At 50.4% G+C, this 19,918-nt stretch carries 17 protein-coding genes; 8 read left to right on the top strand and 9 right to left on the bottom strand.

Annotated elements, in window-relative coordinates; all coding sequences use genetic code 11:
• Window positions 1-185: 185 nt before the first annotated feature.
• The 3 genes from GON22_RS22930 to GON22_RS22920 all read right to left on the bottom strand — a co-directional run bounded on the left by GON22_RS22930 (window position 186) and on the right by GON22_RS22920 (window position 1,849).
• Window positions 186-1,106: an NAD(P)-dependent alcohol dehydrogenase gene (locus tag GON22_RS22930; protein ID WP_160398437.1), complete on the bottom strand. Its 921-nt coding sequence runs from the start codon at window positions 1,104-1,106 to the stop codon at window positions 186-188.
• Between the two features lie 76 nt (window positions 1,107-1,182).
• On the bottom strand, window positions 1,183-1,401 hold the full coding sequence (locus GON22_RS22925; RefSeq protein ID WP_160398436.1) for a helix-turn-helix transcriptional regulator: 219 nt from the start codon (window positions 1,399-1,401) through the stop codon (window positions 1,183-1,185).
• Between the two features lies 1 nt (window position 1,402).
• Window positions 1,403-1,849, bottom strand: coding sequence for a hypothetical protein (locus tag GON22_RS22920; protein WP_160398435.1), 447 nt, complete (start codon window positions 1,847-1,849; stop codon window positions 1,403-1,405).
• A gap of 447 nt (window positions 1,850-2,296) precedes the next feature.
• Here GON22_RS22920 and GON22_RS22915 point away from each other — a divergent pair, with 447 nt between their 5' ends.
• Both GON22_RS22915 and pgmB read left to right on the top strand, forming a co-directional pair.
• Entirely contained in the window at window positions 2,297-4,603 is a 2,307-nt protein-coding gene (locus GON22_RS22915) for a glycosyl hydrolase family 65 protein (RefSeq protein ID WP_160398434.1), read from the top strand.
• A gap of 26 nt (window positions 4,604-4,629) precedes the next feature.
• A complete protein-coding gene (pgmB, locus tag GON22_RS22910; RefSeq protein WP_160398433.1) occupies window positions 4,630-5,265 on the top strand; it encodes a beta-phosphoglucomutase in 636 nt (211 codons plus the stop codon).
• Window positions 5,266-5,315: 50 nt separating this feature from the next.
• On the opposite strand, the gene GON22_RS22905 is transcribed toward pgmB, so the two are convergent.
• The 3 genes from GON22_RS22905 to GON22_RS22895 all read right to left on the bottom strand — a co-directional run bounded on the left by GON22_RS22905 (window position 5,316) and on the right by GON22_RS22895 (window position 9,337).
• Complete coding sequence (locus tag GON22_RS22905; protein ID WP_160398432.1) at window positions 5,316-6,314, bottom strand: DUF4179 domain-containing protein; 999 nt, start codon at window positions 6,312-6,314, stop codon at window positions 5,316-5,318.
• The gene (locus GON22_RS22900) at window positions 6,278-6,832 is read right to left on the bottom strand and encodes a sigma-70 family RNA polymerase sigma factor (protein WP_160398431.1); all 555 of its coding nucleotides are present in this window, start codon (window positions 6,830-6,832) and stop codon (window positions 6,278-6,280) included. The genes GON22_RS22905 and GON22_RS22900 overlap by 37 nt, the downstream gene beginning before the upstream one ends.
• Before the next feature lie 195 nt (window positions 6,833-7,027).
• The gene (locus GON22_RS22895) at window positions 7,028-9,337 is read right to left on the bottom strand and encodes a glycoside hydrolase family 65 protein (RefSeq protein ID WP_160398430.1); all 2,310 of its coding nucleotides are present in this window, start codon (window positions 9,335-9,337) and stop codon (window positions 7,028-7,030) included.
• Window positions 9,338-9,508: 171 nt separating this feature from the next.
• Here GON22_RS22895 and GON22_RS22890 point away from each other — a divergent pair, with 171 nt between their 5' ends.
• A complete protein-coding gene (locus GON22_RS22890) occupies window positions 9,509-10,090 on the top strand; it encodes a TetR/AcrR family transcriptional regulator (RefSeq protein ID WP_160398429.1) in 582 nt (193 codons plus the stop codon).
• A 151-nt stretch (window positions 10,091-10,241) separates the two neighbouring features.
• Window positions 10,242-11,090 (top strand): SDR family NAD(P)-dependent oxidoreductase, encoded by an 849-nt coding sequence (locus tag GON22_RS22885; RefSeq protein ID WP_160398428.1) that lies wholly within the window; start codon window positions 10,242-10,244, stop codon window positions 11,088-11,090.
• Between the two features lie 76 nt (window positions 11,091-11,166).
• On the opposite strand, the gene GON22_RS22880 is transcribed toward GON22_RS22885, so the two are convergent.
• A complete protein-coding gene (locus GON22_RS22880; protein ID WP_160398427.1) occupies window positions 11,167-12,633 on the bottom strand; it encodes an MFS transporter in 1,467 nt (488 codons plus the stop codon).
• A 162-nt stretch (window positions 12,634-12,795) separates the two neighbouring features.
• Here GON22_RS22880 and GON22_RS22875 point away from each other — a divergent pair, with 162 nt between their 5' ends.
• From GON22_RS22875 to GON22_RS22860, 4 genes are all read left to right on the top strand, one after another.
• Window positions 12,796-13,686 carry a LysR family transcriptional regulator gene (locus GON22_RS22875; protein ID WP_160398426.1) on the top strand — a complete coding sequence of 297 codons (891 nt, stop codon included), beginning with the start codon at window positions 12,796-12,798 and terminating at the stop codon, window positions 13,684-13,686.
• Between the two features lie 167 nt (window positions 13,687-13,853).
• Window positions 13,854-14,552, top strand: coding sequence for a response regulator transcription factor (locus GON22_RS22870; protein WP_160398425.1), 699 nt, complete (start codon window positions 13,854-13,856; stop codon window positions 14,550-14,552).
• Window positions 14,545-16,056 (top strand): ATP-binding protein, encoded by a 1,512-nt coding sequence (locus GON22_RS22865; RefSeq protein WP_160398424.1) that lies wholly within the window; start codon window positions 14,545-14,547, stop codon window positions 16,054-16,056. Before GON22_RS22870 ends, GON22_RS22865 begins: the two co-directional genes overlap by 8 nt.
• Before the next feature lie 64 nt (window positions 16,057-16,120).
• Window positions 16,121-17,299, top strand: coding sequence for a hypothetical protein (locus GON22_RS22860; RefSeq protein ID WP_160398423.1), 1,179 nt, complete (start codon window positions 16,121-16,123; stop codon window positions 17,297-17,299).
• A 230-nt stretch (window positions 17,300-17,529) separates the two neighbouring features.
• On the opposite strand, the gene GON22_RS22855 is transcribed toward GON22_RS22860, so the two are convergent.
• A complete protein-coding gene (locus tag GON22_RS22855; RefSeq protein ID WP_160398422.1) occupies window positions 17,530-18,033 on the bottom strand; it encodes a hypothetical protein in 504 nt (167 codons plus the stop codon).
• Window positions 18,034-18,077: 44 nt separating this feature from the next.
• Window positions 18,078-19,814 (bottom strand): SGNH/GDSL hydrolase family protein, encoded by a 1,737-nt coding sequence (locus GON22_RS22850; protein WP_160398421.1) that lies wholly within the window; start codon window positions 19,812-19,814, stop codon window positions 18,078-18,080.
• Between the last annotated feature and the right edge of the window lie 104 nt (window positions 19,815-19,918).

Genomic DNA, 19,918 nt, shown 5'->3' with positions numbered 1-19,918 from the left:
CTGGCCGTTGGCCGCAAGGCGCTGGCCGTTGGCCGCAAGGCGCTGGCCGTTGGCCGCAAGGCGCTGGCCGTTGGCCGCAAGGCGCTGGCCGTTGGCCGCAAGGCGCTGGCCGTTGGCCGCAAGGCGCTGGCCGTTGGCCGCAAGGCGCCGGCCGGCAGCCTTCGCGCGTCATGCGCTAGCCTTCGTTACAGGCCTTGCTCCACCATAACAACCACGTTTCCCTTCTTATGCCCCTGCTCCACATACGCATGAGCTTCAACAATTTGCTCCAATGTATAAGTTCTATCGATGACGGACCGGACTTTCCCTGCTTCAATGAGCGAATGGAGCTGAGCGAGGTGTTCGTGCTTGAATGGCATCGAGGATCTAACCGTTACATACTTGCCCTGATTCTTAAGTACGGATTTACAACGTGAATAAGATAGTTTGCCAACCGCGTCGAAAATCAAATCAAACGTCTGGCCACCATTCACAAAATCTTCCTTCGTATAGTCTACAACTCGATCCGCACCGAGCGACTTCACCATTTCGATATTCCCAGTGCTGCACACGCCAGTAACGTCTGCCCCGCAGGACTTGGCGATCTGTACAGCATAGGTGCCTACACTTCCAGAAGCGCCATAGACCAACACCCTCTGCCCTTGTGCGATGCCGCCTTTTCGCAGAAACCCCATTGCAGTCAGTCCCCCGACTGGGACGGTCGCCGCTTCCCCATACGCCATATTAGCGGGCTTCATCGCCACGATTCCTTCTTTGGCCCTCACCCCATCTGCCAACAGGCATACATACTCGGCGTAAGCACCGAAGCCTAGGCCCGTGTAGGCAAAAACGGAGTCTCCCTGCTTGAAACGTGTCACGCCTTCACCCACTTCATCGACTACTCCAGCTAGCTCGAACCCCAATGTCTTGACGCGCTTGGGACGGAAGAGCCCATTAAAAAGCCTTGCAAGAAACGGGTCCGCTTTCCGGATACGCCAATCCGCAGCCGAGACGGACGTCGCATGAACTTTAATTCGAATTTCGCCACGCTTCGGCGCTGGCTTAGCCATTTCGCTCATCGCAAGGACATTCGGCGGCCCGTATCGTTCATACACGATTGCTCTCATGAAATCCCTCCTCATGTTCCTAGCAGAGGCATAAGCTACTCGCCTTCTGCTTCCATCGGCAAATCACGCCTTCGTTCTAGCCTTCTTCCCCATACGTAAAGACGCTCTCGAGCGGCTGATTAAACACCCGTGCAATTCGAAACGCCAACTCCAAGGAAGGCGAATATTTCCCCTTCTCAATGGCTACAATCGTTTGCCTTGTCACCCCAACGAGGTCGGCGAGCTGCTGTTGGGTCATTTCGTTATGGTTGAACCGTAAGCTGCGGATACTATTGTTTATGTGACTTTGGCCCATCTTAAACTCCTTTTCGATAAAGATATAAACGCGTCCCGATGCTGGCTGCCTCAGATAGAAAACCCGAGAGAATTAATGTGGCGAACATGACCGAAACGTTCATTTCCAGCACCAAAGATGCCATCGCAAGCAAAAATCCGAGTATAAAAACAAAATAGGACACACGCATCGCTCTCAATTCAATTTGCTTATCGAACTCATCAGCGAAAGAAGGCTCCACTTCCTTCGTTGCGATCCGGTTAATAATGATGAACACGATCTCGATAACGATTTTAGCTACAATTGTTACCGGAATAAGGATTAAAATGACTGCCCCCCAGAAACGAAATAGCTCCGTCCCCTCCATAATGGCATCTTTATACTTCATATAAACATACAAGCAGTAGGACCCAAAAATCATGATCGAGCTGATGAGCGAAACGATATTTTTCTTCTCCTGATAGGACATGGCAAGGCTCCTTCGGTTTTGGTTTATTTCAAGAATGTAACATTTAACATACATAGTGTCAAACAAATTTGACACATCACCCTCCCAATGCAAATAACCTGCCACCTAATTTCCAGCGACAGGAATGTATGTACAAGCAGGTTCATGCCCCGCGGTGCTTGGCATGTTTGCTTGGCAACCAAGAGCAGATCCAAATGAAATAACAGGTTACCGTTAGTACGGCTGACAAGTAAAATGCCATTTCCCAAAATGCAAAGGTGTGATATTCGATCAATACGAATAAATAGCTTTTCAAAAATAACAAAATGACGGCTAAGCTCCAAACCCGAAACTCGGTATAAATGCACATACATTCATTAGAGTTGAACATTTGTTCCGCGCAGCGATTGCACTAATCTGGATAGGTACTGTATTAGGGGACTCAAATCACTAAAGGAGTGGACTGGCGTGGCAAAAATAGCAGACAAGTATCTCGTCGTAGATACATGGAAGGTCGTTGAGAAGGGCTTCGATCCCGCGCGGAACCGCGTTTCGGAGTCGATCTTCTCCCTAGGCAATGAGTATATGGGCGTGCGCGCTTACCCGGAAGAAGGCTATAGCGGCGATTCCTTGATCGGCAGCTACTTTAACGGCCTCTTCGAAGAAAGCAAAGTTTCCGCTCATTATAAAGGCATCATTCGTTTCCTTCGTTTCATGGTAAACGCAGTCGATTGGCTGCATACCCGCATCAGCGTGAACGGCGAAAAGCTTGACTTGGCAACAAGCCGGTTCAGCGAGTTCAGCCGCGAGCTCGACTTCAAGCGCGGCACCTATCTGCGCAGCTTCATCTGGCAATTGTCCGATGGCAAACGGCTCAAATTAACATTCGAGCGGTTTGTCAGCATGAACGTTTCTAATCTGGGCTGCCAGCGCATCACTTTTGAACCCACTAATTTCTCTGGCGAAGTCGCAGTCCGAACAGGGCTAGATTTCTCCGTCATTCATGAAGATCAAGGCCGCAACTTCTGGCAAAGCATACAGCATGGCCAAGCGAATGGCGTAACAGCGATGATCGGCGAAACGGTCAACACGAAAAACCGCCTCTTCTCCGGCTTTACGACCGACGTACCGAACGCCGTGCAAACGAAACTCGTAGAAGCAGACCGCTTCATCGGCCAAGATATTACGATTAAGCTCGTTCAGGGCGAAGCAACGACCTTCGATAAATTCGTGTACAACTACGCTGAGAAAGAGCTTTCCACGACGACTGAGCAACTGTGGAACAACGCGCTAGAACAGGCGCAAGCGTATGTCGGCGCAAGCTATGACGAGCTGGCGCAGCAGCAAGCGGACTATTGGGACAACGTATGGAAAGAATCTGACATTGTCATTGAAGGCGATCCAGACAACCAACAGGGCATCCGTTTCTGTATTTTCAATTTGTACCAAACGTATCATGGCGACAATCCGGGCTTCAACATCGGCGCTAAAGGGCTTACGGGCGAAGCGTATCGCGGCCTTGCTTTCTGGGACACCGAGTCCTACTGCCTGCCGTTCTATATTTTCAACAACCCGAAAGCTGCCAAAAGCTTGCTCGAGTTCCGTTACAAATCGTTGGACTATGCCCTCGAACGCGCGAAGGATCTGGACTGCGAAGGCGCATTCTATCCAATCGCAACGATCGATGGCACGGAAAGCTGTGACCTATGGCAGCACTCCAACCTCCAGCTTCACGTAGGCACAGCGGTCGCTTACGGCATTCGCCACTACGTGAACATTTCGGGCGACAAGGACTTCCTGTATGACAAAGGGCTGGAAATGCTCATCCAAATTAGCCGCTTCTATGCGACGCGTGGGCAATACGGCCAACAAACCGGCCTGTACGGCTATTTCGGCGTTATGGGACCAGATGAATTCCAGCTCATGGTCAACAACAACTGCTATATCAACCTTATGGCGAAGAAGCTATTTGAATACACGCTTGAAGTGATCGGCGACATGTCTGAACATTCGAGCGAAACGTTCCAAGCGTTAGCGGCGCGGCTCAACTTGACAACTGAGGAGCAAGCCGACTGGGAGAAAAAAGCGGAGCTTATGAAAATTCCGAAGGACGAGAAAACAGGCATCTATGAAGAGCATGACGGCTTCTTCGATATGCCGCATCTCGACATTCATTCGATCCCGGTAACGGAATTCCCGCTCTATTCGCACTGGTCGTACGACCGCCTGTACCGCTACGACATGATCAAGCAGCCAGACGTGCTTATGTTCATGTTCTTGTACAGCGGTGACTATTCGCTTGCTGAGAAAGCAGCCAACTACGAGTACTACGAATCGCGCTGCATTCATGAATCGTCGCTCTCGCCTTCCGTCCACTCCATCTTCGCTGCGGAGATCGGCAAGGAAGAAGAAGCGTACCAATTCTTCGAATTCGCAACGCGCCTGGACTTGGACAACTACAACCGCAATACGCGCGAAGGCTTGCACACAACCTCCATTGCGGCAGCATGGCTGAACATCGTCTATGGCTTCGGCGGCATGCGCTCCGACGGAGATAAGCTCGTCCTCCAACCGACGATTCCAGCACGCTGGGACAGCTACAGCTTCCCGATTTCTTACAAAGAATCGAAGCTGCATGTTGAAGTGAACAAGCAAAGCGCATCCATTAAGGTCGTATCCGGCGAAGCCGTCGAGCTTACGATCTATGGCCAAGCCTACACAGTAGACGCCGCTGGCGTTATGATCAGTCTCGCGAAAGTCGGCATGTCCGTTTAATTTGGAACAATAAAGGAGAATCACACATGTTAGAAAATATGAAAGGCGCCATCTTCGATCTGGACGGCGTCATCGTCGATACGGCTAAATACCACTATCTCGCATGGAAAGCATTAGCGGACCGGCTAGGCTTTGAATTCACCGAAGCGCATAACGAACGGCTCAAAGGCGTTAGCCGCGTGGAATCGCTTCGCATTTTACTCGAAATCGGAGGCGTCGAAGTCGACGAGGCTGCCTTTAATGAAATGGCAGAAAGCAAAAACAACGAGTACGTTGCATCCATAGCGAAGCTTCAGCCAGAAGAGATTTTGCCTGGCGCGCGGGCGTACTTGCAGCAGCTTAGAAGCAAAGGCGTTAAGATCGCGCTCGGGTCTGCAAGCAAAAACGCCGAATTTATTTTGTCCAAGCTGGAAATTACCGACTTGTTCGACGCCGTGATCGATGGCAACAAAGTTTCGAAGGCGAAGCCTGATCCCGAAGTATTCGTATCGGCGAGCGTCGCGCTTGGCCTCGATCCGAAGGATTGCGTCGTATTCGAGGATGCGGAAGCTGGCGTTCAAGCCGGCAAAGCTGCTGGCTCCAAGGTTGTCGGCATTGGCAGCCCGGACATTTTGAAAGAAGCTGACCTCGTAATTTCGGGTCTTGATGTACTAGCTGGATAATAAATAAAACGCTCCCTGCTCACTTTCGTTGAGTACGGGAGCGTTTCTTTCTACGGGTTTATTCGAATCCGAGGGCTGTACGCTCCATCGGTTGGCACGATCTCATACTTCTCTGTGCGCCAATTGATCGCTGGATAACGATAGACCGAGCCCTCAGCCGATGAGCGCCGCTCATCAAAAGGATTGATGATAGCGCCGGATTCGCTAACAAGCAAGAACGAACCAACAGCCCCTTCTGTCCCGTCAAAATAAAGCACAGTAGACACCGGTGTCGCTACCAGTTTCGCAAAATGAATCGATTCCCCGTTACTATTGTGAACAATTCGATCGATAGACACCGTTAAACTGTCTTGCACCAGCCGTTTCGTCGACACGTTAATATCAACCGCCCACGGGGCGTTCGTTGTATCGTCCTTCTCAAAGCTGAACGCGGCACGAAATGAAACAGGTTCGGTCATCTGGGAGGCGTCGATTGGCACCTCATACAAAATAGTAACAGGATCATGCAAAGTTACCGTATACATGGCTAAACCCAACAGGCTGATTTCCTTCCCATTCATCCATACTTCCGCCAATTGCGGAACCTGATAAAATGATGGGCGGGCCTTGGCTGCCACATAAGTAGCACTAAGCAACAATTGGCCGTCATCGATTATCGCCTCATCCAATGTGAACGTACCGTATTTGTCCTTCATTGCCGTTCCGATGGACGTCTTATACGGCGTTAAATCCCCTGCTTTATGGCCAAATAATGCAAGCGACCGCTCGATGACGTTGCCAATAATCGGCACATTAGCAAACGCCATATGGCTAGAGCTTATGGTTATGCCAATAGCAACCATCACAACCGCAGCAGCCCCTGCATATTTCATCCTGCGGGCTGGTTTCTGCGCCTTTAATTTGCTAGCCATTCGCTTCTCCCATTGTTTGCGTTGTGCGCGCGTAAGCTCCTCTTCCGCATATTCGCCCAGATCAATAGGAACGCCATTAAGCTCCCGATAGATTGACATCGCTACACGCCCTTTCCGCCGCCATTGTAATCGATCCATATTTTCCTCAGCTTCTTCCGCCCTCGGGATAGCTTATTATGGACCCACGATTCCTTCGAGTTATATTGCTTCGCAATTTCGCTAGATGGTGTTCCGATTAAATAATAGTTTTCAAAAATGGTGCGTTCTTGCGCAGTAAGCGCCTCTAGCAATTCATCAACCGTTAACGCGGTCTCTCTCAATCCTCCTGCCATCGCCATCGAATCATCAATATCCGCCACCGTCAGCTCCTTCGTTCGGACCCTAATCCGTTTCCTTAGGCAATCAATCGCCTTATATTTGGCAATTGCCGCTAGCCATTGCTTAAACTCGTTAATCTCGGGATTAAAATCATCAATGTGATGCCAAACCGCAAGCAATACATCATCCAAGCATTCCTCGTAATCCTGATGCTCGTGATTCACATGGCGCTTAATAATGGCAGCAATTAACCCGCCATATTGCTGGATGATGAAAGCAATGGCTTTCTCGTTTCGTTGTTGCAGCTCGCTCACAACATTGTCCTCCGTTATGGTCAAATGCGTTCCTCCTTCCCGAATAGCAGCGTCTGCCTTATTATTCGAATGAAATGCGATAAACCTATCATAGCGCAAAAAAATATAAAACCCGAATGATAGGCATGACTCACAATGCCCCATCTTTCGGGTTTCCTGTACACTAATTGAATCAATTCATCTAGCCGCACACAACGCGGTTAGCCATATCTTACTTGTTTATCCAGCAAGGCCGCCACCGCTATTCGCTTCGACCAAGCGAACCGCCAACTGGCTGCCCGGCTCTGCTAGCAGCGTTTCCCCACCGATCTTGAACGGCTGCACCAAGCTGTTGCTGCTGCTTGAATCAATTACCACCTCGTTAGGCGTGATGTGCAGCGAGAACTGCTGGCCCTTAATTAACACGGGAACCGTGATGGAATTCCAGCCTTGCGGCAGCGAAGGCTTCACGGCGATCTCTCCGCCTGTCAGGCGAATGCCTGCGAAGCCGAGAATAGCCGCCATCCAAGCGCCGCCGTTCGCGGCAGGATGCGTTCCGCCAATATACAGCGTGCCAACATACTGCTTGGATTCCCCTGTCAAATCAATCGTCGCCGTCTTCATGAAATACTTATATGCCCAATCCGGCGATCCGATATCTGACGCGACCAACGCGTAAATGCAGGAGCTTAAGCTCGAACCATGCTCCGTGCGCGGCTCGTAATACTGCCAGTTCGCCTTCTTCACTTCCTCCGAATAGCGGTCCTTCAGCAGGTGAAGCATCAGCACGACATCAGCTTGCTTAAGAATTCGCGTCGTCGTCGCCAGGCCGTTGCCCCCGCCCAGATACTCATTTTTGTTCAGAATCCGCGACTTCAATGTTGGCAGGTCAACATCTTCAAGCTTCATATAGCCGTCGAATTGCTCGATGAGCAGTGTCTCTGGATCCGGCTGCGGCACGTACAGCTCTCGATGCATATCGCGCAGATGCTCCAGATCGCCTTCGAACTCCAGCTTAGCCAACAATTCGCTGCAGAACGCCGGATGCTTCGCCTTCAGCAGCTCCACCGTTTCCAGTGCGATCTCAAGCGTCAGGCTAACCATTGCATTCGTAAACGCATTGTTGTTTACACGTTCATGGTATTCGTCCGGTCCGGTTACATCCAACAGCTCATAACGGTTTTTATCTACTTTATAGTAGGAGTAGGAATGGAGGAATCTCGCACACTCCAAAATCACCTCGGCTCCACCTTCCAGCAGCGCGCTTTCGTCGCCAGTGAACCGGTAATACTCCCAAATGCCGTAAGCAGCGTCTGCACTAATATGAATCTGCTTGTCGCGGAAATACGTCCGCATCGGGCGGTTCGTGAACACATCCGTCACGTTGAACAGCGTACAAGCATCGTCGCCGGTTTCTTGGCTTTCCCAAGCAAAATAAGCTCCGCGATAGCCGTACTCCGCCGCTTTTCTCCGTGCGCCATCGAGCGTATGTACCCGGTACATGACGAGATTGCGCGCGATGTCAGGCTGGCTGTACAGGAAAAATGGCAGCATGAACATTTCGGTGTCCCAGAACACCGCTCCCTTATACACCTGGCCGGACAAGCCACGCGCTGGAATCGATACTTGCTCCGAATGCGTCGGCGCAATGATATGCAGCTGGTAAAGGCTATAGCGCAATGCGAACTGCGCTTCGCCGTCGCCGTCGATCTGAACGTCCGACGCTGCCCACTTGCGTTCCCACTCCCGTTCATGATCACTTAACAGCCTTTCGTAACCCGCTTCCATCGCTTCCTTCACGCTGTTTATCGCCGCTTCGGCCGTCTCGGCCTGGTCTTCGCCGAATTGAACGGACACATACTTCGTGAACGAATACGTCCATCCCGCCTGGCAGTGGAACGACACTTTGCGGTAAGCGCTATTCGCCTGCCGAACTGACATCTCTGTGCTATCGATCCCAGACCACACAACGCCTTCCGCTACGCAAACCGTTTGGCGAAGCTCATGCGTGAGCGCCGACAATGCAACAATGCCTGATTGATCCACAGTGGCAAAATCCTCAAGATGAGGGCCGTTAATGTCCCAAACATCCCCATCGATGCCTGTTTCAACCGTTAGCTCGCCGTCTTCCGAGCAGCGAACTTCCACCTGCATGACGATCAGGTCAAGCTTGCGCATACTAATGAACCGGCTCGAGCTTACCTCTACCTTTTTGCCGCCTGACGCCACAAATGTCGTTGCCCGATTGAAGGTCGCGTTGCGCATATTGAGCGTTTGCACATGCGATTCATGCTTTGCCGTTAACAGCCCTAGCTGCTCTCCATCACAGAACCACCGCGTCGACAGCCCGTTCGGCGCATTAATCGGCTCCCTCCATTGGTCGCCGACCTTATCATACAGCCCCGCAGGCGTGCATGCCGTCAATTGTTCTTTTGTAAATTCCTCCAACGTTCCCCTGTAACCGAGAGCACCGTTGCCTTGCATAAATTTGTTGCCATTTATCGTAATTTTGTCCGGATCAAATCCGGATTGTTCCACGATCCAACTCATTGTCATTCCCCTACCTTTGGTTTCGAATATCCTTCCATTGTAAGGGGCGATAAATGTGTGCCGACAGGCGTGATCTTATCATAATGATAGTTGTTTTTATGGTGTTGCACCATTTCATATTTGAACTTTCGTTCCAGAATAGCTATACTACTGGCAAGGAGGCTGAAGGCAATGGTTCGTACTAAAGAATTTGAACCTTCCGCTGCTTTGGAGAAAGCGATGCAGCTATTCTGGCGCAAAGGCTACGAGCGAACATCAATTAACGATCTCGTGTTGGCAATGGGAATAAACCGGGGCAGCATCTACGACACTTTCGGCGATAAACACTCCCTGTACCTCCAATGCCTTGCACGTTATTCAGACATTTATATCTCGCAGACGCTTGCCATTCTTGCTCGGCAATTGCCGGTTTATGCGACGCTAGATCGCTTGTTCTCCAACGTGGTGGAGCTCGTTCACGAAGATGGATGCAATTGGGGCTGCTTCATGACGAATACCTCAACCGAATTAGCCTTGCATGACGAGAAAGTGGCGGAACTGGTTACCCTTAATTTTGAACGGCTGGAGCACGGTTTCACGCAATTTATCGAACACGGGATCCACTCTGGTGAACTCCGTTCAGAGCTTAACCCACAGGCTCTTGGCCGATACTTCACGAACGCTTTCTCGGGGCTTGCTACACTAGCCAAAACAAACCTCCCGCCCCCCTTCTTCAAAGATGCCATTCAAAGCACGTTGTCCATTCTTAAATAGATGGCCTGTCTTCTTCGACAGGTCTCTCTTTTAACCTTTATTTGAATGATCATTCCAATAAGGAGGTGATGCGATCGACAATAAAAACGTTGCACCCGTTATGTCACTATGTCGCCCTCTGCCACAAACGAAATGAGAGGAAGGGATTACGATGTCTAACCATAATCAACAAATCGCCGTTATTACGGCGTCCTACTCTGGCCTTGGCACGGAGCTGTGCAAGCTGCTTGCCCAAGATAGCTATAAGCTCGTCCTCCTAAATAGGGATAAGCTTCGAACGGAGAACCAATTGGATAGCTTACGCCAAGCGTTTCCCGGTCTTGCCGCTGTATCGGTCATTGCCGACTTGTCCGACCATAACGCGATTCGGGAGGCAGCGATGCAAGTTGCTGAACAACATCCCCGTATCGACAAAGTGTTTCACAATGCAGGCATTCTCCAAAACCATTTGGCCTATTCCCCGCAAGGCAACGAAATCCATTTTGAAGTAAATACCGTCGCTCCGGTTCTGCTGACCCATCTGCTCAAGCCTCAACTTGCTGCGTCAGGAAATGCAATCGTGACAGCAGTCGGATCAAGTGCGATGCGAATGGCACGCCAACTCCATCTGGGCAAGCTGCAGAAGCCAATAAAATTCAAAAAGTTCAGCCCTTACGCGCAGAGCAAGCTTGCCACTGCAGCAGCGTTCATCGCGCTGTCCGAATCGTTCGCCAAAGATAATATCCTGCTGCGAGTCGTTGATCCCGGACCGAATAAAACAGCGATGTCCGCAAGCAGCGGCCTGCCTGGCTGGTTTAAGCTGCTTCGTCCATTCTTCAATTCTCCCGATGTTGGAGCAAAGCGGATTTACGAGGCTGCACATGCCGCTGCGTTCAACGGCCAAACGGGCATTTATATCGAGAAGGGCAAAGTTGCTCAGCCTCCCCGCATTGCCCTGAACAGCAAGCTCCAAAACGAGCTGCTGCTGCTATTGCAGGAGATTACGAATTCTACAGCATAAGGCATGCATGAAGGCAGGCTGCCGAGAACTCTCCGGGCAGCCTGCCTGATCATGATGGCTAATGCCAATCTGTTGCTTACTGCCCCACAGCCCTCGCCTGCAAAGCCTTTCGCTTATGCCGGTGAGCTACCGATGCCAGCATGGCAAAAGCAACAACAGCGGCGAAGAAGCATGCGATTGCAGCGAGGAGGAACGTGTCGTACATGCCGCCGGTAAACAAGCTGGCCACACGGCTATCGTGAACCCCAGCTGACAGGCCAGCTTCGGCATGGCGCAGCCGTTCCGATACGAAAGTGCCTGACAACGCGACGCCAAGCACAGCGCTAACTTGCCGGGCTGTATTGGAGACGCCTGATGCCGTTCCCGCCAATTGCAACGGGACAGACGACATGAGCGCAACCGTAGCGGAGGTGCCAGCGAACGAGACGCCGACGCCAATGCCTGCAAGTGCCCATGCATATTGGGAATATGGCGTATCTGGCGCAATCATCATGAGCCAGAGCAAGCTGGCTCCCATAGCCATAAGCCCAACCGGGATCATAATCATCGGCCGGACGCGGCTGGCAAGCGAGCTGCCGACGAAAGAGGCGACCATGATGCTCACATTCAGGGATAAGAACCGTACGCCCGCTTCCGTAGGCGACAATCCATTAATATTTTGAAAATATAAGGCCATTAGAAAGACGACAGCAAACAAGCCGAAAAAGCCGAGGAAATTAACGAGACATGCGACTGCAAAGGCTGGAATCTTGAACAATTGCAGCGGAAGAAGCGGCTCTTTCACCCGTGATTCCCATGCCAAGAAGCCGAGCAGCAACAAGCCGGATGCAGTAAAGCATCCAACAATCGGGAATGAGTTCCATCCTAAAGCATGGCCTTGAATGAGCGCATACGCCAATGTGCCAATTGCAAGAATGAACAGGATTTGCCCCGGAACATCCAATACGCGTTTCGTATTTCGTGCCGTCTCTCTTGTTGATGCAATCATCATAATGGTGACGGCCACACCGATCGGCACGTTAATCCAGAACACGCTCTCCCATTGGAATGTCTCCACCAGCCAACCGCCTGCTAATGGGCCTATCGCCAAAGCTAGCCCGCCAAGCCCTGCCCAAATCCCGATCGCTTTGGCCCGCGCGGCAGGCTCTTCGTATAGATGACGGATAAACGCAAGGGATGAGGGAATCAATAACGCCCCGAAGGTGCCTTGGAGAAACCGGCTAGCAATTAACCATTCCACTGTTTCTGACATCCCGCAACATATTGAAAAGACCGTGAAGCCAGCCATGCCGATTGTAAACATTCGCTTATGCCCCACGATGTCCCCGATTGTTCCGGCTGAAAGCAATAGACAGGCGAATGCAATCGCGTACCCGTCTACCACCCACTGCAAGCCCTCCATTCCGATCCCAAATGACCGTTGCAGCTCCGGGAGCGCAACATTCACAATCGTCGAATCCATATAAACAACAAACACGCCAAGGCACAAGATCGCAAAAAACCACCCTCGCTTGATCCTCTGGTTAGGGACCGTTTCCCTCATATTCTCTCCACTCCATTCTCTCTCCGCTCTAATCTGTCGGATGTTCTATTCCCTACGCCACAATTGTATAATTTGACAATACATAACGTCTAATCTATTGTTTTCATATATATCATAAATATGATTCATGTATTAACCGAAGGAAACGGAGGGAGAAGGCGCATGGAGTTAAACCAGCTAGAGTACTTTTTGACCGTGGCCAGCTTACAGCATGTCACCAAAGCTGCAGAAACATTGTCGATTACGCAACCGGCTTTAAGCCATTCGATCGCTAAGCTAGAGGAGGAATTAGGGGTTCCGTTGTTCGAACGAACGGGGCGAACGGTGCAATTGAACCGATACGGGCACCTCTTTGCCTCACGGGTTACAGATGCGCTTCGCGAAATTCGTATCGCCAAGGAGGAATTGGCTGAGCTGACCGCACCGGAATCAGGCGTCGTATCACTCGCTTTCGGCACGATTTTGGGCACGCATTTTGTCCCCGAGCTTATACAAAAGTTTCATGCCATCTATCCGAACATCCGCTTCGAATTGTTTCAAGGCTCCTGCGCCTACACGCTGCAACTGTTGGAAAGCGGCCAGTGTGATCTCTGCATTACGTCCCCTGCCAGCAGCAAGTCCGGGATTGTCAGGGAATCGCTGCTTACGGCCGAACTATACGCTGTCGTCCCGGCTTCGCACCGATTGGCCCAGTCGGAATCCATATATCTAGAGCAACTGGTGAATGAACCCTTCATTGAAGTGAATCGCACATGCGGGCTTCGGGAAACAATCGACACGGTCTTCCAGTCATCGGGCTTTCATCCTAACGTCAAATATACGGCGGAAGATTTGCACACGGTTGCCGGTTTTGTCGCAGCTGGCCTGGGTGTTTCCCTCTTGCCCCAATCCCGCGGGCTGCGGCTTGAAGGGACGCACTGGATCAAGGTAAATGATCCGGGGTGCACATGCGAGGTCGGCATCGAATGGAAGGAAAAGCATTATCTTACTCCCTCTGCCCGCCTGTTCCGAGCGTTCGCGCAAGAAGTGAGCCAGCAGCGCGATTATATGTAAAATATTAGGAATGCAGAAGCGCGCGAGCCCTCGGCGTGCTTTTACCCGTGCGCGGATGCTTGCGGGGCTGGAATTACGACGCTTTTGTTAATAGGTTGGCAATAACTTTTTTGTATAATGATAGAATCGTTATTTCTCACTTATTACCGACCAGAAGAGGGGTTCCAATGCAGGTACAGAAAAAGCTGCTAATTATAGAGGACGACGAATCAATTCGAGAGATCATAGCATATGCCATGCGGGATGAAGGCTATCTGGTGTTTGAGGCGGATACTGGCAAGCGAGGCTTGCAGCTGCTTGAGCAGGTTGGGCCAGATGCGCTCATCTTGGATGTGAAGCTGCCGGATAGGAACGGATTTGATATATGCAAAGAAGTCTACTCCCGCTTCCCCGTCTCCATCCTCATGCTGACAGCCCGAAGCGATTTTACGGACAAAATGATCGGGTTTGAGCTGGGCGCGGACGACTACTTAACCAAACCGTTCGAGCTGCGCGAGGTGTCCGCCCGAATAAAAGCCCTGCTGCGGCGGAAGGAAAAAGCGGATCACCGCTTGGCAGGCGCTCACGTTACGATCGCCGATGGCGTGGAATTGGACAGAAGCAGGCGGGCTGTGTATAAGGATAATGCAGAAATCAAATTAAAGCCCAAAGAATACGAATTGCTGCTGTTGTTCTGGGAACATCCTGGGCGCGTGTTTTCAAGAGAGGAAATCGTCGATTACGTGTGGGAAATGGACTATGAAGGCGATTTGCGGACGGTCGACGTGCATGTCCAGCGCATTCGCAAGAAGCTTGCCACCGGCTTGATTGAAACGGTATTTAGCATCGGGTATCGCCTTGGCGAAAGGCGGCAGAACGGTGATTAAGAGGTCCATTTACCGGAAGTTTATGGTGGGGTTTATGGCCTTATTTATTGTGGCGGCAGGCTGCTTATACGCCTATATGGATTATATTTTGAACAAACAAGCGATTCAGGCTGTGAAAGAAGACATGAAAAAGCTGCAAATGACGTCTTATGGCTATATTCAGCAATATTTTTTGTTCAACGATACAGATGTTGGCGATTTGAAGGTGCATATCCAACCGCTCCTATTAAGCCTCAGCCGAACAGGCGGGCATCCGACTGCCTTTTACAACAAGGATGGACGATTTATGGGCGAGGCTTATTTGCTAGTGAACGGCAATGCCTTTTTCGAAAAACAGGAATCGGGCCTTTTGCAACAAATCAATCAAGTGCATGCGGCGATTACGCAAAATAACGGCTCCGCCGTTACGATTACCAATGAATACGGCAAGCGCCTTGCACTCATGTCTTTCCCGTTCTACTTTAAGGATTCCTATGCCGGTGTCTTCTGTATTTCCAGCGATTATACGGCTAGATTCAAGCAAAACTCGGCGATTTTGCAAAGCTTCGGGTGGTTTTCAGCCGGCCTTATCCTCGTCGTTTCGTTGTTTGTACACGTCCTAACGAATAAAATATCCCGCCCATTAGCTGCCCTGTCCCATGCCTTACGGGAATTCGGAGCTGGACGAAATGCTGCGAAGGCTGTGCCAGCAATTCGCCGCGAGGATGAAATCGGGCAGTTGGCCGGCAGTTTCCAGCAAATGAAGGACCAGATTGAAGAGCATATGCATCGCATAGCGGCGGAACAAACCAAAGTTGTCGCATTGGAACAGAGCAGGCGCCGTTTCTATCAACATATCACGCACGAATTGAAAACGCCGATTGCCACCATCTCGGGTTATGCGCAGATTATTAGCAAACGGGATTTCAACGATGCTGTGTTTCTAGGCAAAGCAGCTGGAAAAATCAAGCTGGAAAGTGACCGGCTGCATGAGATGATTACGCAAGCGCTAGAGCTGGCCCAGCAGGACGAGGGAGTTCGGGAGCAGGACGCCGAGCCTCTCGATCTTGCAGCGGAAATCGAGGATTGTTGCGAGGATATGGCGATCAAAGCAGCCCGATACGGCATGAAGCTGGAACTGGCGGGAAGTCCGGCAGATTGGACCGTATTCGGCCAACGGGCCGAGCTGCGCAAAGTTTGGATTAATTTGCTAGACAACGGCATCAAATACGGTGCAGTAGGAACGGCCATTCATATTCAAATCCAGCGCCAGGGCAATAATGCAGCCATCCAGTTTAGCAATGAGTTGGACGATGAAACGGCAGTGGACAGCCAGCTCGTATTCGAGCCGTTCTACCAGCATCGTGGAACCGCGCCCAGCGAGAGGGGCAGTATTGGGCTAGGGCTCGCCATATGCAAATCCATTGCGGAGCATCATGGCGGCACGATCACATTTTGCCAAGAGGGCCGCTACGTTAAGGTACGAGTCAAGCTCCCCCTCCGGCCATATGCCGGCAACATCTGACGCGAAGTTGCACATAACTTTTCGTTATACTCCTCGTAACCCGAACGAAAGGAATGATATTGATATGAATCGCAGCCTATTACAACGGACGCTGGCTCGCGCAAGCTGGAATAGGAAACTTCAGGCGCTAGCGCTTATGCTGCTTGCCACCGGGCTCGTCGTTACAGGAGGATGCGGGAACCCAGTAGCCCAAGCGGACACAATGGTATTAAGCAGTGATGTCCGAGCAGACATTCACAGCATGGAGCAGCCCGTGATGACAGGCGCTAAGCTTCCTCTGCCCGAGGGCTTAGTCTACGGTGACATTTTGTGGATTCAGAATGACACTATGCTTTTTAATCGTAAGGATGGCTTGTATACGGCTTCGTTGCAGGAGGAAGGCCGTATGCGCCGATTGCTGGATACACCGGCAGTGGATGTCTCTGCTAATGGCAAGCTAGCGTTGTATAATCGGGGGAAAGTTACGTACCTATACGATACGGAAACAGGCAAGAGCCAAGCGGTGCTGGACAAAGGCCAGAAAGCTTATAAAAAGCTCTTGTGGGATGGCAATAAGGAGCTATTCGCGGATTCAGAAGGACAATATGTTGTATTTACCGGAGAGATTGGCGTTTTGTATGTTGCCGACACGGCTTCTGGGGAACTGTTGACGGTCAAGCTGCACGATTATTTTGAGCTAGACCAAACTTCCTATAGTTATGATGAGGAGATTCAGATTCACGACGATGGGCTATACATTCGGATTGGCGGAACTAAAGTCAAGACAGGTCTCTACAAAATCACTATTCAGGACAAGCTGCCTAAAGCGAAGTTATTAATTGATTCGGAAGGAATCGGGCTCTATCACCCATTACCGAATGGCAGGTTAATTTTTGACGGCGAGTATGATCATAAGAGCGGAATTTTCATCTATAACGAGGCTACCGCGCAGTTCACCACTTTAATTAGCAAACCGGTAGACGAGCAAAATCCAGTAAGAGTAGGCTATTCCTACAGTTTATCCCCGGATGAGCAGCAGCTTCTTGTGCATGATGTCGAACACGAGACGATTAGCCATTGGGAGTTGGAAAGCACTCAGCTGGCGAACCAGAAAATAATCCTGCAAGGATATCCATTATACGCGATCATCCCACAGCTTACGTTTTGGAACAACGATTCTAAAATATTTTATATCCAGCTCATTTACAATAATGGAACCGACACGACTAACGCTGTTCGGGGGTTATCAAAGTATCAATTGTAACGGACCGAGCAGCCCTTATTTTGATCACAATCTGGATTCTTTACATTCTAACGGACCGTACAGCCGCTATTTGACCAATACTGGCCTCCTAAGTCAGCAAAATGGCTAAATAGCGGCCGTGGAGTCCGTTACGTTTGCAAAAGGCACTTTTGGAGGGTTTTAGCGGCTCTGAGGTCCGTTAGACTTGCTCATTTAACGGAACCACAACGTTACAGTGCATCCTTTAGGCATTAAGCATAGCCATGAATCATCAGGTCAAAGTAACGTTCCTTCTTGACATAAAATCTAATCGAGAAGTATCGCGGTCCACCATCCATCACCAGAACCAGATCGTTCTTCCAGTCACTATTATTGTTATCGTCTATTAGCAGGTTGCAATAAACAACCTTTTCCCCTGACTCGATTACGCCAACGTACTGCCGTTTGTATGCATTGAAATGATCGAGAATATAGGTGAAGTTTTCGGCGCTATGGGACGTTGCTTCCAAACCCTCTGCTTCCTTCGATTGTGAGACTAGATACTCCCGAAATCCCTTTTCAAATTGCGCAATATCATCCTCACTCGGCGTCCATTCGCTCATATCGGAATCGGACAAAATAACTCCTTCATACTCCTCGGTATTGTTCATGATTGGAGCGGTGCTCGGTTGCTGAACACCCGCCTCCTCACTCGAAGGATGGCTTGAACAGCCTGCAGACAATATCGCAATTGCCGCCACACAGATGATTAACATACTTCTGCTTATGAAAATATTATCATCTCCATATCAACTAGTATCTACCTTACATAACCGAATCCTAAAATCGTAAACCGCTTGTCTTCTTGGCCGGATTGCATCCTGATTTCAATCGTATGCGCTTGGGCGAATGGCTCATTTAACAAAATCATAGCATTACAATGTGTCCAATTGTTCAAATGCGGGTCCGCGACCTTCGCAAGTTGCCCATCTACTCGAATTTCCGCACTGCCAAAATCTCTGCTCCCAGAATCCTTATATACCAGTATAAGGATTTTACACCGGATCGTCATTATAAAGCTGTCCGTTCCGGATACATGCATCCAGTTATTCGGGAACTGTGGCGTTCCATGCGGTTGGGCATCCATCTCCACCATTTGCAGATCAGCATCGGTCTCACTGAAGCTGCCCGAAGTTATCGTAGCTATGCCTGCAGCGTTGTTGCGATCGAGCAAAAGCGTATCGATAAAATCATTGCCGATAACCGGCGGCCTAGCGAGTGAGATGTCCTCCTGATCCGGCAGGGATCGGTCGGTTTCACGGAATAAATAACCGAGGCAATCCGCCATGACCGTGTGCCCCGCATTCGTCGGATGGTAAATATCGTAGAAATACTGCCTTTTGGAAATGATATTCCCTTCATCCTTCGTTAAGCGAAACTGCTCCACTACGGCATCCTTGACGCTAACCATCGGCAGATCGTAACGCGAGCCTACGGGTGATAGCCGGTCCTGCAGATTCCAATCGTTTATGAACACACTGAATAGCAAAATCACGGCAGGCTCGTTATCTGCGGCGAGGGCTTTCAAAACTAAGCTCTCATAACAGTTGCCTTTCGTTTCATCACCCTCGTCATTGACGGCAAATTCCACGATTACGATATCCGGTTCTGCCGCTCCGTCCCGTAGAACGTCCCTTTCATAACGAATGATTCCGAGCTCCGACGGCGTACCGCCTACGCCGGCTTTGATGAGATGAATATGGCCATTGCTGTCTTGCCCGAACAATTGCTTGAACAGCGCATACGACTGGTAAGCATAACATGCCGAATGGATCGGCTTGGCGCCTGCGCCTTGGGTGATGGAGCCGCCAATGTAGGCAATCGTGACATCCTCGCCCCGCTTTGCTTTCTCGATGGCCGCTTTCAATCGCTTATTGTTGCCACGGCTTACGAGCGATTTCTTAATCATCTCATGGTACGCTGCCGACTCATAGTCAACCGGAGGCTCCGCCGAAATCTCGGGCGCTTGATAACCTTCACGCAGATACAACATAATGCTTGCTGTCGCAAGCGTTCCCGCTCGCTCGAATTCGATAGAAAATTTGCCTGGCATATCATCATCCACGGACCATTCATAGTCATCTAGTGTCAGGAGCGTCTCTGATCCGTCAGCTGGACATGGGATGCCCAGCTTCGTCCCCGTCTCGTATTTGCTCGTTTTCCCCCAATTTTCAAATGTGAAATAAAGTTTCTCATCTGCTTGATCCTGCACTTTCACGGATATCCCGATGCTGTGTACCAACTGCCGAAATCCGTTGGAGCTCCGCAGAAGCCCCAGTATTCTCTCATCCGTGACCCCACCCGTTAGTCTGGCTTTCTCTACGAGCCGTTCCCCTTCCAAGTAAACCTCTTGCGAGAAGCATCCGTCCAGGCGTGCTGTCGCTTCGATAATCGATTCAAACAAAATAAAAAAACCACTGCGTTTTTCCACTGGATCTCGCGGCGCCGCAGGGCCTTCGCTGAAGGAACCTTTTACAAATGAGTGATTGTTGGTCATTGGGAATCCACCTCTTTCGCTAAATTGTCGCGTATCTTCTTTGATTGTAGGGAAGTTAGCGCCGGGACGCATTAGAGAAAGTATAGGGGGGATGGTAGATAGTA

Origin of the sequence: Paenibacillus sp. MMS18-CY102 (assembly GCF_009789195.1) — a bacterium.
Lineage (GTDB): Bacteria > Bacillota > Bacilli > Paenibacillales > Paenibacillaceae > Paenibacillus_T.
This window is presented reverse-complemented; position numbering and strand designations above follow the sequence as displayed.